This is a genomic window from Paraburkholderia hospita, from assembly GCF_002902965.1.
GTDB classification, from domain to species: Bacteria; Pseudomonadota; Gammaproteobacteria; order Burkholderiales; family Burkholderiaceae; genus Paraburkholderia; species Paraburkholderia hospita.
On the sequence record NZ_CP026105.1, the window covers coordinates 2,217,934 to 2,234,254 of the forward strand.

The window sequence follows — 16,321 nt, forward strand, 5'->3', positions numbered from 1 at the left end:
CATACTGCCCAACCTCGCTATGTGCTTGATAAATCTAGAGAGCCCTGTTGTGCCATTGGTTTTGTGGGGTATCCGCGCCGTGCACGTGCCCTGGCCACGAGTTCGGAGACGGCGTCCCCGCCCAGTGAATTGCGATTGAAGATCCACGGACCATTGGGCAACGGATGCTCGGCTACGATCTCGTTGCGCTCGACCGCAAGCCTGAGCGTTCCGGGGCTCACGCCGACGAACGCCGCAGCCTCGGTCAATGTCATCCATCCTTCAGCGGCACGTCGCTCGCTCGAATAGACAGGGATCTGATGGTGGCTACGCAACGCGGTGACTCGCTCCTGGGTCCAGAAGTTACCCCGGCCGGTTCGCAGGTCATTGCGATTGAGCACGCCAGCAATGACCAGATCGGGACAGATACGGACGAGCTGGCGCACGGCATCAATCGCTTCGCGTGACGTATGCGTGGTGTTCTCACCGCGACGCCGCCGTGGCACGCGAATCTCGGTATGTACTCCGCCTTTCCAGTGGATGACGAGCACGATTTCGCTCGTTGCGTTGTCGACGTCGACCACGACTTCATGGATCAGGGTGCGCACAATACGCTTCTTCAGTCGGGCGTCGGCCTGCGGCCAGATCGATTCCAACGCTGCAGCAAGATCGGCAAACTCATCGGGCTGGGCAGGCGGTGTCTGACCGGATGTGCGCGACTGTTGCTCGATGCGCGATTCCACTTCCTCCACGCGCAGCAGCGCATCATTCCAGCGCCGCTCCAGTTCGTCGGCGACAAGCCGGTTGTCAGGGTCAGCAGCGTCGTATTGTTTCTGCGCGCGTTGGGCGGTATAACGTGCCGCTTGCAGATCCCGCTGCAGCGCAGCCAGCACTTCATCCTGCTTCAGGGTCTCTTCTTCGCGCGCCACCATTGCTGCCTCAATTGCCGCCGGTTGAACGACCTGCAAGACCGCCTCGGCGATGGCCGCGTCCGCGCGCGTGCCACCGAACGCAATGCAACGCGGTTGTCCCTTGTCCAGCCAGCCGCGATGACAGCTATAGCGCAAGGCGTCGTGCCTGTTACCCGTGTAGTGTAGCGTCAGCTTGCTCGCGCAGCGCCGACAGCGCAACAGTCCCGCCAGTAGGGCCTCGCCGTTCTTTGGGGCGCCTGCGTGTCCGGCCAGACGCAGGTTGCCATTGATCGCGCACTGGATCCGCTCGAATTCGTCCCACTGAACGTACCCGTCGTGGGCATTGGGAATGAGCGCAAGCCACTCATTCCGAGGTTTACGGCGATCACGTTTGCGCGGTTCCCCGCCTTCGTAATTGATCGTGCATTCAGTCTTGCCATAGGCATACGCGCCACCGTAGATCGGGTTGGTCAGAATCCGGTACACCGTGCCGTAGCTCGGCCGTTTCCATTGGATTTCGCCGCGCGGCGTGCATGCCGGCAACTGCAGGCCGTGCTCCAGAAACCATAACAATGTCTGACGCACCGATCCAATCGCGCCGAACTGGCGGAACACCGAGCGAATGGCGTCCTGCACGCGCAAATCCGGATCCTTCTCCAGGCGCTGGTCTTCGGTCTTGCAGTAACCCACCGGCGCCGCGACGACGAGTTCGCCACGTTTGGCCTTCTCCCGCCGAGCTTCGAGCGAACGCTGACGCAGCAGATCCAGCTCGTATTCGTTCAGGCTACCCTTTAAGCCGAGCAGCAAACGATCGTTGCTCTGTCGTGGCGCGTACACGGTCTCCTGATCAACGAGCACCGTGTCGACGATGCGGCACACCTCAACCAGCTGCTGCCACTCGCGACTGTTGCGCGCAAATCGCGAAACCTCACGAGCGGCAACTGCGCCGACGTGCCCAAGACAGACCTCTGCCACCATCCGTTCGAAGCCCGTGCGCGTTTGCGTTCCGGCCGCAGAGCGCCCCAGATCCTCGTCGATCACTTCGATCTCGTTCCAGCCCAACTGATGCAGACGATCCTGCATCGCATACTGCAGCTTCTGGCTCTCCAGATTGTGGCTGACCTGGTAGGCCGACGACTGGCGCACGTACAGCATGGCCTTGCGCGTCAGATGCTGTGCCCGAATCTTCTCATTCATCGCGCACCTCCGGCTCGTGTACGACGGTGAACAGCCCACGACGGTGTTGCCGCAGCAGTTGCGCCAGCAAACGCACCGTCTCCTGCCGAACCTCCTGCGGCAGGTGCGTCCACTGTGGCGTCTTCGGAAAAGGATGAAACAGGTCGAGTTGAGCGCCCGGTTGCGGGCTGGTCTGGCGTCGCATCAGCACCTCCTGTACGGAGCAAAGGATGGTGCTCGGCTTGTACCACACCGCGTTGCCCGGCAGCAGGCGCCTGTGCCAGCAGGTGCTTCAGTTCGCTCAATGCTTCACAGCTGACGGCGGGAGACGTTGCCGAGGTAATGCGACAGCAGGCAACGGGATCGAACATCCATTGCGGCACCTCCAGCAAGCCCGCCGTGTCGAACGGCTCTCGCCCACAGCGCAGCACTGACTCGGCGTTCTTCCTCTCTATCGTGGTGAAAATCCATACCGTGTGCCCGTACCACGGGTGCCAACGATAGAGAACTTCCCTTGACTCGGTGATATGGGCGTTGTGTTGACGGCTTGTACAACCATCAGCGTCCGCATCAGGCGTTGGACATGGCTACGCCAGCCACCCGATACCGCGTCAGTGCGCGGACCTATCCTGAGAAGCTGCCGCCTATCGAATACGGCAGCAACGACACGGTTGTGCGCGTGCGATGGAATGGCGAACTGCGTTTCAGATCACGACATTTCAAGGTATCGAATGCCCTGCACAACATGCCCGTCGCCATCCGGCCACATGCAACTCTTGAGAACTGCTATGACGTGTATTTCATGCATCATCGACTGACAATCATCAACCTGGATGAGCCAGAATGAACGGATAAGGTGTTACCCATGTCCCCGCACACCCGTTACCCATGTCCCCGGTCCATACACCGCCGCAAAGAAAAGTAGGCAAAAGAAAGCGGCTCACACCGCTAATTCTTGTACCTGCCTGAGGGCCCCCAACCGGTCCCACACTTCACACGGCAACGCACCTGTTTGCGTGTGTTGCCAACGTTCTCTCCATACGCATCACCCACTTCACGCACCCGCGTTACAGCGTGCCGTGCCAGATATTCCGCCGCCGCCCAGGTGGCAAACTGTGTGTAGGTCGTAGTGACCCGCACGCCTCACTCCGGACCGATAGCAGACGTGTTCCACCATGTAAGAGCGCCAAGCTATACGACGCGACAACCTACACACAGTTTGCCGCCTGGGCGGCAGAAACCATTCACTGCCGCTAGTTCTTGTGTGGGTGTCTGAAGTGGGTGAGGCGCTCGTTCAGCGTGTTGGCAACGCACGCGAACAAGTACGTTGCCGTGTGAAGCGTAGGACCGTTTGGGGGCCCTCAGGCAAGAAGAAATGTTGGCGGTGTGAGCCGCTTTCTTTTGCCTACTTTTCTTTGCGGCGGCAAAGAAAAGTAGGTGCCGCCCCGCACAGGGGCGACGCATGAAGCACGAAGGCATAGCGCGGATGCCAGCGAAAAGGCAAACACACCGCCCGGTAACGCCCGCGCCGCGAAGGCTCAACCGCGGATGCGAGCCAAAAGTCAAACGCACAGAGTTGACGCTTGAAGCACGAAGACAAATCGCGGATGCCAACGAATGGCAAACCAAAACCAAACCGCGTAAGCGAAAACCTAACTCACGATTAACCGCTCAGGCGCCAACACGCCCTCACCCACTCTCGCGACCCCAAGCAGCTTCCCCTCACTTGCATAAACCCGCGCACGAGCGGCGTGAAGAACACTCTCATCAACAGCAAGATCAGCAAGCCGTAACCGCTGACCATGCAAAAAACGACGAGTCGCTTCAGCATCGAGCTGAACAGAAGGAAACGTCGACAGCAACGCATCAACAGGCTGAATCCACGCGTCGCGCTGGTCAGGCAGCGCATCCGACAACGCATCCAGCGTCACCGAATCAGCAAGCGTCAACGCGCCGACACCCGTGCGCCGCAGCATCACGAGATGCGCACCACACCCAAGCGCCTCGCCGATATCCTCGGCCAGCGTACGGACATACGTCCCCTTACTACACGTCACGCGAAACGTCACATCCGGCAATGCACACGCGAGAAGTTCGAGCGCATGAATCCTCACCTGACGCCCTTCGCGCTCGACAGTCTGCCCCGCGCGTGCGTACTCGTACAGCGGCTTGCCGTCGCGCTTGAGCGCCGAATACATCGGCGGCACCTGAACGATGTCGCCGCGAAATCGCGCTAGCGCCTGCTCGACGGCGGCCTCGGTGCACATGACGTCGCGCGTTTCGATAGCCTCGCCTTCGGCATCGCCCGTCGTCGTGCGAATTCCGAGCCGCATCGTGGCTTCGTACGTCTTGTCCGCTTCCAGCAAATCTTGCGAAAACTTCGTCGCTTCACCAAAACAGAGCGGCAGAAGACCTGACGCGAGCGGATCGAGCGTGCCCGTGTGGCCCGCCTTCTTCGCGAGATACAGACGCTTTGCGCGAATCAGCGCGTCGTTGCTAGACAGACCCACCGGCTTGTCGAGCAGCAGCACGCCATCCAGCGCGCGGCGCGGCACCTTGGGACGTTGATTCTGAGTCATATGTGCGCTTGCCTCGACCTGCGATCAGTCGTCTTTCGCGCGCGAAGCATTCGCCTCGTCGATCAGGCGTGACATCTCAACCGCGCGCTCGATCGTCTTGTCGTAGTGGAAATGCAGCGTCGGCACCGTGTGAATATGCAGGCGCTTGAACAGCAGATTGTGCAAATGGCCCGCGGCGTGATTGAGCGCGTCCTGCGTCTGATGAGGATCGCCCGTCAGCGTCGTGAAATAGACCTTCGCGTGGGCATAGTCAGGCGTCAGTTCGACGCTCTGAAACGTGACCATACCGATCCGCGGGTCTTTGACCTCGCGGATCAGATCGGACAGGTCGCGTTGAATCTGATCGGCGATCTGCACATTGCGATTGGGAGAAGTACGTTTCTTAGGCATGGTGAATCCGTGATCCGTGCTGCCGGATGGCAAGATGTTCGTCGCGCATTCGGCGGCAGCGAGCCACAGACAAGTCGAACGCAAACGCGGCAAACACGACAAAAAAGTCGATACAAAAACAAAGGGGCGGGACCGGGCTTCAGCGCCCCGCCCCGCCCCTCATGCGCTTGACGCCTGAATTACAGCGTACGCGCGACTTCCGTGACTTCGAAGACTTCGAACTGATCGCCTTCCTGGACGTCGTTGAAGTTCTTCACCGACATACCGCATTCGAAGCCCTGGCGCACTTCCTTGACATCGTCCTTGAAGCGCTTGAGCGAATCGAGTTCGCCCGTGTGGATGACGACGTTGTTGCGCAACACGCGCACCGACGACGAACGCTTGACCACGCCATCCGTGACCATACAGCCCGCCACCGTGCCAACCTTTGGCACCTTGAAGACCTGACGGACTTCGACCATGCCCGTGACGACTTCGCGCTTCTCCGGCGCCAGCATGCCCGACATCGCCGCCTTCACCTCATCCACTGCGTCATAGATGATGTTGTAGTAACGGATGTCGATACCGTTGGTTTCCGCCAGCTTGCGCGCCTGCGCATCCGCACGCGTGTTGAAGCCGATGATGACCGCCTTCGACGCCGTCGCCAGGTTGACGTCCGACTCGCTGATGCCGCCGACCGCGCTGTGGACGATCTGCACGCGCACTTCGTCGTTCGACAGCTTGAGCAGCGACTGCACCAGTGCTTCCTGCGAGCCTTGCACGTCCGCCTTGACGATAAGCGGCAGGTATTGCACTTCGCCTTCGCCCATCTGCTCGAGCATGTTTTCCAGCTTCGCGGCCTGCTGCTTCGCCAGCTTCACGTCGCGGAACTTGCCCTGACGGAACAGTGCGACTTCGCGCGCCTTGCGGTCGTCCGGCATGACGATGACTTCTTCGCCCGCCGCCGGCACTTCCGATAGACCCTGAATTTCGACCGGGATCGACGGACCTGCCGCCTTGGTCGGCTTGCCGGTTTCGTCGAGCATTGCACGCACGCGGCCGTAGGCGCTGCCTGCCAGCACGACGTCACCGCGGTTCAGCGTACCCGACTGGACGAGGATCGTTGCAACCGGACCCTTACCCTTGTCGAGCTTCGCTTCGATCACGAGGCCCTTGGCCGGTGCTTCGACAGGTGCCTTCAATTCCAGCACTTCCGCCTGCAGCAGCACGTTTTCGAGCAGATCGTCGATGCCCGCGCCCGTCTTGGCCGATACCGACACGAACGGCGAATCGCCGCCGTATTCTTCCGGCACCACGCCTTCCGCGACGAGTTCCTGCTTCACGCGGTCCGGATTCGCGTCCGGTTTGTCGATCTTGTTGATCGCGACGACGAGCGGTACGCCGCCTGCCTTCGCGTGCGAGATCGCTTCCTTCGTCTGCGGCATCACGCCGTCATCCGCTGCGACGACCAGAATCACGATGTCGGTTGCCTTCGCACCACGCGCACGCATTGCCGTGAACGCTTCGTGACCCGGCGTATCGAGGAACGTGATGACGCCGCGCGGCGTTTCGACGTGATACGCGCCGATGTGCTGCGTAATGCCGCCCGCTTCGCCCGCCGCAACCTTCGCGCGACGGATGTAGTCGAGCAGCGACGTCTTGCCGTGGTCGACGTGACCCATGACCGTGACGACGGGAGGACGCGGCAGCAGCGGCGCGTCGGAGACTTCGCCTTCGACCAGCATCGCTTCCGGATCGTCCAGCTTCGCCGCGACGGCATGGTGGCCCAGTTCTTCGACGACGATCATCGCCGTTTCCTGGTCCAGCATCTGGTTGATCGTGACCATCTGGCCAAGCTTCATCATCACCTTGATGACTTCCGAAGCCTTCACCGACATCTTGTGCGCAAGATCGGCCACCGTAACGGTTTCCGGGACGTGCACTTCACGCACGATCGGCTCGGTCGGCGCCTGGAAGGTCGTGGCTTCCTGATGCTTGCCACGGCCCTTCGGACCGCCACGCCAGCCGCGATCGACGCCGCCGCTCGAGTCGCCGCGCATCTTGATGCCACGGCGCTTCGCTGCGTCGTCCTGCCAGCCGCCCTTGCCGCCCGCCTTCTTCTTGTCGCCGCCGGGACCTGCCGGCTGCGTAGTCGCTGCCGGTTGCGCCGTGGTAGTCGTGGGCTTCTTCGCAGCCGGACGCGCCGACGTTTCGCCAGCCGGACGCGCCGGCTTGTGCAGCGTGCCCTTCGCTTCGGCGGGCTTGGCCGGCTCGACGGGCTTCGGTGCCGGTTCCGGCGCCTTGACCTGCGCCTTGCGCGGCGTGTTCATCATTTCACGGATCGCACGTGCTTCGGCTTCCGCCTTGGCGCGGCGCTTCGCGATTTCTTCCTGTTCGAGGCGCGTCTTCTCGGCCTGTTCGCGTGCCGCGTCTTCAGCCTTCTTCGCCGCTTCACGCTGCGCTGCGCGCTCGGCCGCCGCGCGCTCTTCGTCCTGCGACGACGCACGTTCCTGCTCGGCCTGCTCGCGAGCCGCAGCTTCGGCCACCGCCGCTGCGCGCTTCTTCGCCGCTTCCTCTTCGGCGCGGCGACGCTCCGCCTCGGCCGCCTGTTCGCGTGCCTGACGCTCCGATTCTTCAGCCGCGAGACGGTCCTGGCGCTCCTTCAGTTCCTGAGCCTGCTTCTCGAGCAGTTCCGCCTCGTGACGCGCTTCTTCCTCGCGACGCTGCAGTTCCAGATCTTCCGCTTCGACCACATTGTTCGATGCTTCCGCGCCTTGCTCGACGGCTTCGTCACGGCGGACGAAAGTGCGCTTCTTGCGCACCTCGACCTGAATGGTACGAGCTTTACCCGTCGCGTCGGACTGCTTGATCTCCGACGTATGCCGCTTGGTCAGCGTGATCTTGCGCTTGTCGGCATCGTTCGAGCCGTGTGACTTGCGCAAGTGGTCAAGCAGACGCGCCTTGTCCGTTTCGGACAAGGCATCGTCCTCACTCGCTTTCTGAACACCTGCCGCGTGCAGCTGCTCGAGCAGCACGCCTGCAGGCATCTTCAGTTCCGCGGCAAATTGGGCTACGTTGTTACTCGCCATTCATTCCTCTTAATGCAAGGATCAGTTCCTTGCGGTTAGCATCGGGTCATGCAGCCTTACGGCCGCGATCAGGTCAGTGGTTCATGGTCTTGGATCTCATTGAAACCAGTGTTCACGGGCCTTCATAATCAACGCCTTGGCGGCGTCTTCATTCATGCCGGTCATCTCGACCAGCTCGTCGACAGCCAGTTCAGCCAGCTCGTCGCGCGTCTGGATCTGATGTTCAGCCAGCTTCGCGAGCAGCTCGGCATCCATTCCGTCGAGGCTCTTCAGGTCGAGCGCAACGCCTTCGACCTTCTCCTCGTTCGCAATCGCCATCGTCAACAGTGCGTCACGCGCGCGGTTACGCAGCTCGTGAACCGTGTCTTCGTCGAACGCTTCGATTTCGAGCATCTCGTTGAGCGGCACGTAAGCGATCTCTTCGAGACTCGTGAAACCTTCGTCGATCAGGATGTCGGCAACTTCCTCGTCGACATCGAGACGCGCCATGAACAGGTCGCGCAGTACGCTGCGTTCCTGGTTCTGCTTTTGCGCAGACTCGTCCGGCGTCATGATGTTGATCTGCCAGCCGGTCAGTTCGCTGGCAAGACGCACGTTCTGGCCGCTGCGGCCGATAGCGACGGCCAGTTCGTTTTCGTCGACGACGACGTCCATCGAATGCTTTTCTTCATCGACGACGATCGACTGGACGGCTGCCGGCGCGAGCGCGCCGATCACAAACTGGGCGGGATCCTCCGACCATAGCACGATGTCGACATTTTCGCCACCGAGCTCGTTGCGCACGGCCTGCACGCGCGAGCCGCGAATGCCGACGCAAGTGCCGATGGGATCGATGCGCTTGTCGTACGCGACCACGCCGATCTTGGCACGCACGCCCGGATCGCGCGCGGCCGCCTTGATTTCCAGCAGGCCCTGCTCGATTTCCGGCACTTCCATTTCGAAGAGCTTCATCAGGAACTCGGGCGCCGTACGCGACAGTTCGATCTGCGGACCGCGCGCGGTGCGATCGACCTTGCCGATGTATGCACGCACGCGGTCGCCGACGCGCAGGTTTTCCTTCGGAATCAGCTGGTCGCGGCGCAGCAGCGCTTCGACACGGCCCGATTCGACGATGAAGTTGCCCTTGTCGAGACGCTTGACGGTGCCCGTCATGATGCTTTCGCCGCGCTCAAGGAAGTCGTTCAGGATCTGCTCGCGTTCCGCGTCGCGCACCTTTTGCAGAATCACCTGCTTGGCAGCCTGCGCACCAATACGGCCGAATTCGATGGACGGAACGGGTTCTTCCAGGAAGTCGTCGATCTCCGCATCGGCCTTCTGCTCGCGCGCTTCGAACAGCAGGATTTCCTGATCCGGTTCCTGCAGCCCTGCTTCGTCGGGCACAACTTTCCAGCGACGGAACGTCTCGTGCTCGCCGCTTTCACGGTCGATATGAACGCGGATGTCCGCGTCTTCGTCGAAGAGTTTCTTGGATGCAGACGCGAGCGCTGCCTCGAGCGCGGCAAACACCACGTCCTTGTCGACATTTTTTTCGCGTGCCAGCGCATCCACCAGCATCAACACTTCGCGACTCATTGTTTGCGGCTCCTAAAGTCAACTTTCGGAACGAGGCGTGCCTTGTCGATATCCGCGAGCGTGAAATCCAGCATCGCGGCGCCTTCCTTCCCTTCAAATTCCAGACCGATCGTTTCGCCTTCGGGCGCATGCAGGATGCCCCGGTACGATTTCCGTCCGTCCAATGGCTTTTTCAATGTGATGACCACTTCGCTGCCCGCGAAGCGTTCGAAGTCCGCCAGTTTTTTCAGCGGACGGTCGAGACCCGGCGACGATACTTCAAGACGCTCGTAATCGATGTTTTCGACCGTCAGTACGTGCTGCAGCTGACGGGTAACTTTTTCGCAGTCTTCGATCCCGATGCCGGCGGGCTGGTCGATATACACGCACAGCATGCCGCGCCCGGTGCGCTCGAGATCAACGAGCTCGTAGCCGAGGCCCACGACCGTGGTTTCAATCAGTTCCGTCAGTTGCACAGTGCCCTCTAAGATGTTCGCGCTGCAAGCCTTCGCGATACACCCGCGAGCTGCGCGCCAAGCCGGCGCACGTTCGTGCTACCCGAGATGCCGATCCACATAAACTAAGCGGCAAAAAAAAAATGGGCGAAACGCCCATCATCTTATTGCCGGTGGTCGCACCTGAGCCGCACATGAAAATGAAACCGCACGCCCAGTGACTTCGTGATTGTAGCCATTTTTCACGATGAACGCAAACCGCCGACCGGCCACTGACGTCCATTTGCGGCTGATTCCGCCGTAATCAAGGCGCGAAACAGGGTGTTTTACGGCATTTCGTGCGGATGGCCCCGCGCGCCCCAAACCATCGAAGCGGCGCAAGCAGGGCTGGCCCAACGCAAACCGGGGCGCGAACGCCCCGGTAATTCAATCATGCAACGCGACGGGCACATCAAGACTGCCCGCAGCGATGACGCGATCAGCGTCCGCGCGAACGGTTGCGCGGCGCGCCGCCGCTACGATTGCCGCCGCCGGCGTTCGGACTGCCGCCTGTGCGATTGCCGCCGTTGCTCGAACGGTTGCCACCTGGCGCGCCGTTCGGCGTGCGGCCCCCGCCGCTGCTGCCGCCGCGCTTCGGATTGGCGCCCGCGGCCGCGCGGTTGCCCGAAGGCGCGCGATTGCCGTCGACTTCGCCGCGGGCAGGACGGCCACGTCCTTCGCCGCGATTGGGGTTCGCATTGCCGAAGCCGCCGCCCGCGCCCGAATTCAACGCGCCGAATGCGCCCGGGCCCTTTCCGCCGCGCCGGTTCTGACCGCCGCCGCGTGGCTGCTGCTGGTCGAAACGTCCATGCGACATCAGCACCGGCTCGCGGTTGATGAAGCCCATCGACGTCTGCATCGGATCAGGCTGACGACGTTCCGGCTCGGCGCGGCGTCCGCCCTTCTCTTCGGCCGGCGCCTTCAGGCCAACCGACGCCAGCAGGCTGCGCACCTGATTGTCCTCGAGTTCTTCCCAACGGCCGCGCTTCAAGCCACGCGGCAGCGTGATCGGGCCGTGACGCGTGCGGATCAGCCGGCTCACCATCAGGCCGACGGCTTCGAACATCCGGCGCACTTCGCGGTTGCGCCCTTCGGCGAGCGCGACGTGATACCAGTGATTCGTACCCTCGCCGCCGCCGTCGCGAATACGCAGGAAGTTCGCCGGACCGTCTTCCAGCTCGACGCCGTGCAACAGCTTTTGCCGGTTGCCTTCTGCCAGTTCTCCGACCACGCGCACCGCGTATTCACGCTCGACGCTGTAACGCGGATGCATGAAGCGGTTCGCCAGATCGCCCGACGTGGTCAGCATCAGCAGGCCTTCCGTATTGAAGTCGAGGCGGCCGACAGCCAGCCACTTCGCGGTCTTCATCGGCGGCAGCTTGTCGAATACCGACGGACGGCCTTCCGGGTCAGCGTGGCTGACGATTTCGCCCGTCGGCTTGTGATACAGCAGCACGCGCGGCGGCTTGTTCTGCAGCTTGCGCTTGACGGGCTTGCCGTTGATGCGCACCAGATCGGTCGGCATGATGCGCTGGCCGATGTGCGCCGGCTCGCCGTTGACCGACACGCGGCCAGCGACGATCAGCTCTTCCATCTCGCGGCGCGAGCCCATGCCCGCCTCGGCGAGGACCTTGTGCAGCTTGGGCGCGTCGTCGTCCGGCGACAGCACGCGCTTGGGTGCGGCAGGCCGGCCACGGCGCAGCATCGGCGCACGCACGCCGCCCGTTCCGGAGTTGTCGGCATCGAAGGCCGGCGACGTCACCCAGGAGAACAGATCGTCCTGCTTGTCGCCTTCGGCAGCTGCCGCGGGCGCCACGTCACCTGCATCGCCGCCACGGCTCTTGCGCTGATTGGCTTGATTACCTTGCCGCGGGCCTTGCTGTCCGCCCTGCTTGCCGCCCGCGCGGCGGCCGCCCTGGCCTTGCCCCTTGGCGGCCGCGTCCTTGCGCGGCATCCGCACTTGCGCGACGACTTCGCCGTCGGGCGGCGCTTCCGTCACGGCGGGCGCCGGCTGCGCGGCAGCGTCGGCCGCCTTCGCCTTCGTCCCCGCGCGGCGACGCGCGATCAGGCTGCGCGGACCGCGTCGCAGGCCGCGGCGCGGACGCTCGTCGCCTTCGGCGTCCGGCGCGTGCGCGCCGCGCTCGCTGTCGCCCGCCGACGTTTGCGCCGTGCGCGTTTCGTCGGGGCGCGCAGCAGCGAAGGCGCGCTCGGATTCGGACGAATCGGTGTCGTGGATGTCTGTCAAAACAACCTCAAAATGTCAGGTCGCGCGCCCATTGCGGGCGCGGCAAAAAGTACGGTTACGTCAGGCGCTGCGCGACTCGGTTTCGTCGTCGGCGAGTTCGCCCGCGTCGGGTGCGGTGTCGCGGCGATCATGATGATCGTCATGCACCGCTTGACTCTGGTCTGGTCCGGCCGGGTTGGCGCGAGCCGCGTCCCCAGTCTCGTTATGCAATTCGCGCGTATCTTCGTGTTGCTCTTCCGACTGCGCGTCGGAACCGGCTTCATGAGCCAGTTCTGTTTCGTGCGTCGCCTCATCGGCGATGCGGTGTTCGGTGTGCGCCAACGCATCCATGCGTTCGACGCCGGGTCCGGCATGGTCAACGGATGCTTGCGACGCCGCGTGCATGTCTTCTTCAAACGTTGCCGCTTCGTCCGCGTCTGGCTGTGACTGCGTTTCTTCGCTGGCGCGTTCGGCTTCGACGGCGGCATCCGGAGCTTCGACGCCTTCCAGTGCAGCATGAGCCATGCCATCGACAGCGTCGTCGCCCACTTCCACCGCGACGCTCTCGACATCAACCGCTTCGCCGTCCGTAAACTCGATTGCGTGCTGCGCGAGCAGATCGATGTTCGACTGGGCCGACGGATCGTCGAGCGGCGGCAGTTCTTCGAGCGACTTCAGGCCGAGGTCGTCGAGAAACGAGCGCGTCGTCGCGTAAAGCGCCGGGCGTCCCGGCACATCACGATGGCCGATCACTTCGATCCAGCTGCGGTCTTCGAGCTGCTTCACGACCTGCGTATTCACGGTCACGCCGCGAATTTCCTCGATATCGCCGCGCGTGACGGGCTGCCGGTACGCGATGATCGCAAGCGTCTCGAGCACCGCGCGCGAATACTTCGGCGGCTTCTCGGGATGCAGGCGGTCGAGATACGTGCGCATCGCGGGCTTGCTCTGGAAACGCCAGCCGGACGCCAGTCCGACGAGTTCGACACCGCGTCCGGACCAGTCGTGCTTCAGGTCTTCAAGCAACGTGCGGACCGTATCCGCCGACACGCCGTCGGCAAACAGCTTACGCAAATCACCGAGCTTTAACGGCTCCTGCGCGCAGATCAAGGCAGTCTCGAGGACGATCTTCGCCTCTTGGGTATTCATGCAGCTAGGTCAGACCCTGTGGTCAAAGAAACCGGATCAAACAGACGATGTGGAACTGAAGACGCGCTCGCCCGATTCTGATCGGTCATATTGATGGGAGCACGCACCGGGGGGAGGCGAAAAAGGCATCGAGCCAAACCCAGCCGGACGACGGAGCAGCGAAATTCCGCGAGGGAATCGCGTGACTGGCTGCCATATTACGCAAAAACAATCGGTGCGTAAAGACGAAATCCAAACTGCACCGTAATCGACATACACGGCCATGCATAACGCGTCGGCGCGCCGCGTGACTTCGGCACGCGACGCCTTTTCACATGGTCAGAGCACGTTCAGCACATTCAGCGCGCGGCGCCGTGCCGTTCGAGATAGTCTTTGAGCCGCTCGACGCCCGCGTCTAGCCGCTCCGTGTCGCACGCGTAGCACCATCGCACGAAGCCCTCGCCTTCGGGCCCGAACGCGCTGCCGGGCGCGAGCCCGAGCCTCGCATCGCGTACCAGCGCCTTGCACAGATCGAGACTGCGCGACGCGCCGGGCAAAGAGAAGAACACGTACATGGCACCCGGCGGCGCCTTTGCGTCGACGCCCGGCACGGTCGACAGCGCCCGCACCAGGTGATCGCGCGAGGCGCGCAAATCGGCGACCAGTTCGCGCGTGAACGCCGCGCCCTGCTCGATCGCCGCGATGCCCGCCTGCTGCACGAACGCCGGCGAACAGGACGTGTTGTACTCGACGAGCTTGCCGAGATCGTCCATCAGCGAGGCCGGCGCGACGATCCAGCCGAGCCGCCAGCCCGTCATCAGCCACGCTTTCGAGAACGAATTGACGCAGATCACGCGCTCGTCGCGCGCGGCGAGGTCGAGAAACGAGGGCGCACTTTCGCCCGGTTCGCCTGCGTAGTAGAGACGCTCGTAAACCTCATCGGCGACGATCCAGATGCCGTGGCGCAGGCAATGCTCGAGCACGACGCGCTGCTCGTCGCGGCTCATCACCCAGCCGGTCGGATTGTTCGGCGAGTTCAGCATCAGCAGCTTCGTGTCCGGCGTCAGCGCGGCGAGCAGCCGCTCCAGATCGAGCCGCCAGCCCTCCGCACCATAAACGAGCGACACGGTGTCGACCTGTGCGCCGAGAATCTTCGGAATCTCGACGAGGTTCGGCCACAGCGGCGTCACGGCAACCACGCGGTCGCCCGCGCCCACGACCAGTTGCGCCGCCAGCATCAACGCGTTGACGCCCGCGCTGGTCACGGCCACATGTTCGACCGACGTCGGCCCGTGCAGCGCGCTCACATAGCGCGCGAGCGTCTCGCGCAACGGCGCGATGCCGAGGTTATGCGTGTAGAACGTCGCGCCCGATGCGAGCGCCGCGCTCGCGGCATCGCGAATGAACGGCGGCGTCACGCGGTCGGACTCGCCGAACCAGAACGGCAACACGTCCGGCAAACCAAAGCCGGCGTTCGCCACTTCGCGGATCTGCGACGGACGCAGCGCGCGCACGGCGTCGCGGGCGTCGGGTCGCGCGGTTGGCATCGACGCGGCTGGCATCGATTCAGGCATCTGAGACTGGGGCAAGTCCGTTTGGTGCATCGAGGGTCCCGGCGGGTCTGTCGAAAGATGCGAGTGTAACGTGTCGCAAAATGTGGACGGCGCGAATCCGGCAAGCGCGCGCGATCAAGGTCTCAGCGCAAATCCTCGGTCCGGCCGGGCACCTGATGAATCAGGTTCCACACGGCGTCGGCGGCGGGCGACAGCGAGCGGTCACGCCGCCGTACCAGTTCGACGGTCCGTTCGGCGCGCGGCACGAGCGGCCGGGCGACCAGCGACGACCCCGCAGGCAGCGGCATTGCGAGCCACGGCAGCACGCTCACGCCGATACCCGCCTGCACCAGTCCGAACACCGTCGACGGATGGCCAAGTTCCTGCACGATATTGGCGCTCACGTGGTGCGCTTCCAGTGCGGCGTCGATGATCGGCCGGCTGCCCGACGCGTGATCGAGCATCACGAGGCGCTCGCCGTCCAGTTCGCGCCACGCGACCTGAGCGCGCGACGCGAGTGGATGGTCTTCGCGCGACACGAGGCAGAACGAGTCGGTCATCAGCGGCTCGGTGAACAGGTCGTCGGCGGACAGCGGGCCGATCACCACGCCGAAGTCCACCTCACCCGACTTGACCTTGCGCACGACGTCGCTTTGCACGTCGTCGCGCAGCCCGAGCGTGATGTACGGAAACTGCGCCCCGCAAGCCGCGACGATATTCGGCATCAGCCGGCACGCAATGGTCGGGCTGGCCGCCACCATCACCCGGCCGCGCCGCTGTTCGCCGATTTCACGAATCTCGCGCAGCGCGTCGTCGAGATCGGTCAAGAGACGCGACACGCTCGCGACCAGATTGCCGCCGACGTCCGTCAACTGGACTTCGCGCGTCGTCCGGTCGATCAGCTTCAGGCCGATCTCGGCCTCCAGTTCGCGCACGCACCGGCTGACGGCAGACTGCGTCAGCCCGATTTCGCTCCCCGCGCGGCTGAAACTCTGCAGCCGCGCCACTTCGATGAACACGCGCAGTTGGCGCAGCGTCACATTCATCCCCTCTCCTCATGAATGACGTCGTTTGATGCGAATTTTATGCTCTGAAGCACGTTCGCGCACAGTTTCGTGGTGTTCGCTGCAATGCAGCAAGAAGGCGCAAACGCACGCCGGACGGGCCTGATTGCACAAGATTGGTGATTGTCCCGATTTGCGTGATGAGTTTTTTGGATTCTCATACGGGCCAGGCTAACGCCCGGAACGGCTTGATGTGGCGGGGCT

The 16,321-nt window shown here is 63.0% G+C and carries 11 protein-coding genes and 1 pseudogene; 1 reads left to right on the forward strand and 11 read right to left on the reverse strand.

Annotated elements, in window-relative coordinates; translation table 11 throughout:
- Positions 1-17: 17 nt before the first annotated feature.
- Both C2L64_RS10080 and C2L64_RS10085 read right to left on the reverse strand, forming a co-directional pair.
- Positions 18-2,087: a recombinase family protein gene (locus tag C2L64_RS10080; RefSeq protein WP_007577171.1), complete on the reverse strand. Its 2,070-nt coding sequence runs from the start codon at positions 2,085-2,087 to the stop codon at positions 18-20.
- On the reverse strand, positions 2,080-2,271 hold the full coding sequence (locus C2L64_RS10085; RefSeq protein WP_007577173.1) for a hypothetical protein: 192 nt from the start codon (positions 2,269-2,271) through the stop codon (positions 2,080-2,082). The genes C2L64_RS10080 and C2L64_RS10085 overlap by 8 nt, the downstream gene beginning before the upstream one ends.
- Positions 2,272-2,613: 342 nt before the next feature.
- On the opposite strand from C2L64_RS10085, the pseudogene C2L64_RS10090 reads away from it, so the two are divergent.
- Positions 2,614-2,913 (forward strand): annotated as a pseudogene (locus tag C2L64_RS10090) (IS481 family transposase); the annotation flags it as partial.
- An 805-nt stretch (positions 2,914-3,718) separates the two neighbouring features.
- Here the strand turns inward: C2L64_RS10090 and truB are convergent.
- The 9 genes from truB to C2L64_RS10135 all read right to left on the reverse strand — a co-directional run bounded on the left by truB (position 3,719) and on the right by C2L64_RS10135 (position 16,099).
- Complete coding sequence (truB, locus tag C2L64_RS10095; RefSeq protein WP_090838216.1) at positions 3,719-4,645, reverse strand: tRNA pseudouridine(55) synthase TruB; 927 nt, start codon at positions 4,643-4,645, stop codon at positions 3,719-3,721.
- 24 nt (positions 4,646-4,669) lie between these two features.
- The gene (gene rbfA, locus C2L64_RS10100; RefSeq protein WP_007588526.1) at positions 4,670-5,035 is read right to left on the reverse strand and encodes a 30S ribosome-binding factor RbfA; all 366 of its coding nucleotides are present in this window, start codon (positions 5,033-5,035) and stop codon (positions 4,670-4,672) included.
- 179 nt (positions 5,036-5,214) lie between these two features.
- Positions 5,215-8,103: a translation initiation factor IF-2 gene (gene infB, locus C2L64_RS10105; protein ID WP_103153687.1), complete on the reverse strand. Its 2,889-nt coding sequence runs from the start codon at positions 8,101-8,103 to the stop codon at positions 5,215-5,217.
- A 96-nt stretch (positions 8,104-8,199) separates the two neighbouring features.
- Positions 8,200-9,675, reverse strand: a complete 1,476-nt coding sequence (gene nusA, locus C2L64_RS10110; RefSeq protein ID WP_007588524.1) for a transcription termination factor NusA — start codon at positions 9,673-9,675, stop codon at positions 8,200-8,202.
- Positions 9,672-10,130 (reverse strand): ribosome maturation factor RimP, encoded by a 459-nt coding sequence (gene rimP, locus C2L64_RS10115; RefSeq protein ID WP_007588523.1) that lies wholly within the window; start codon positions 10,128-10,130, stop codon positions 9,672-9,674. The genes nusA and rimP overlap by 4 nt, the downstream gene beginning before the upstream one ends.
- Positions 10,131-10,587: 457 nt before the next feature.
- Positions 10,588-12,393 carry a 23S rRNA pseudouridine(2605) synthase RluB gene (gene rluB, locus C2L64_RS10120; RefSeq protein WP_090838211.1) on the reverse strand — a complete coding sequence of 602 codons (1,806 nt, stop codon included), beginning with the start codon at positions 12,391-12,393 and terminating at the stop codon, positions 10,588-10,590.
- Positions 12,394-12,453: 60 nt separating this feature from the next.
- Entirely contained in the window at positions 12,454-13,521 is a 1,068-nt protein-coding gene (gene scpB / locus C2L64_RS10125) for an SMC-Scp complex subunit ScpB (RefSeq protein WP_090838207.1), read from the reverse strand.
- A 338-nt stretch (positions 13,522-13,859) separates the two neighbouring features.
- Positions 13,860-15,074, reverse strand: coding sequence for a pyridoxal phosphate-dependent aminotransferase (locus C2L64_RS10130; RefSeq protein ID WP_090838220.1), 1,215 nt, complete (start codon positions 15,072-15,074; stop codon positions 13,860-13,862).
- Positions 15,075-15,196: 122 nt separating this feature from the next.
- Positions 15,197-16,099 (reverse strand): LysR family transcriptional regulator, encoded by a 903-nt coding sequence (locus C2L64_RS10135; RefSeq protein ID WP_007588518.1) that lies wholly within the window; start codon positions 16,097-16,099, stop codon positions 15,197-15,199.
- Between the last annotated feature and the right edge of the window lie 222 nt (positions 16,100-16,321).

Coding starts and splice junctions, on each gene's coding strand:
- C2L64_RS10080 (WP_007577171.1), bottom strand. CDS start 2,087: ATGAATGAGAAGATTCGGGCACAGCATCTGACGCGCAAGGCCATGCTG.
- C2L64_RS10085 (WP_007577173.1), bottom strand. CDS start 2,271: ATGCGACGCCAGACCAGCCCGCAACCGGGCGCTCAACTCGACCTGTTT.
- truB (WP_090838216.1), bottom strand. CDS start 4,645: ATGACTCAGAATCAACGTCCCAAGGTGCCGCGCCGCGCGCTGGATGGC.
- rbfA (WP_007588526.1), bottom strand. CDS start 5,035: ATGCCTAAGAAACGTACTTCTCCCAATCGCAATGTGCAGATCGCCGAT.
- infB (WP_103153687.1), bottom strand. CDS start 8,103: ATGGCGAGTAACAACGTAGCCCAATTTGCCGCGGAACTGAAGATGCCT.
- nusA (WP_007588524.1), bottom strand. CDS start 9,675: ATGAGTCGCGAAGTGTTGATGCTGGTGGATGCGCTGGCACGCGAAAAA.
- scpB (WP_090838207.1), bottom strand. CDS start 13,521: ATGAATACCCAAGAGGCGAAGATCGTCCTCGAGACTGCCTTGATCTGC.
- C2L64_RS10130 (WP_090838220.1), bottom strand. CDS start 15,074: ATGCCTGAATCGATGCCAGCCGCGTCGATGCCAACCGCGCGACCCGAC.
- C2L64_RS10135 (WP_007588518.1), bottom strand. CDS start 16,099: ATGAATGTGACGCTGCGCCAACTGCGCGTGTTCATCGAAGTGGCGCGG.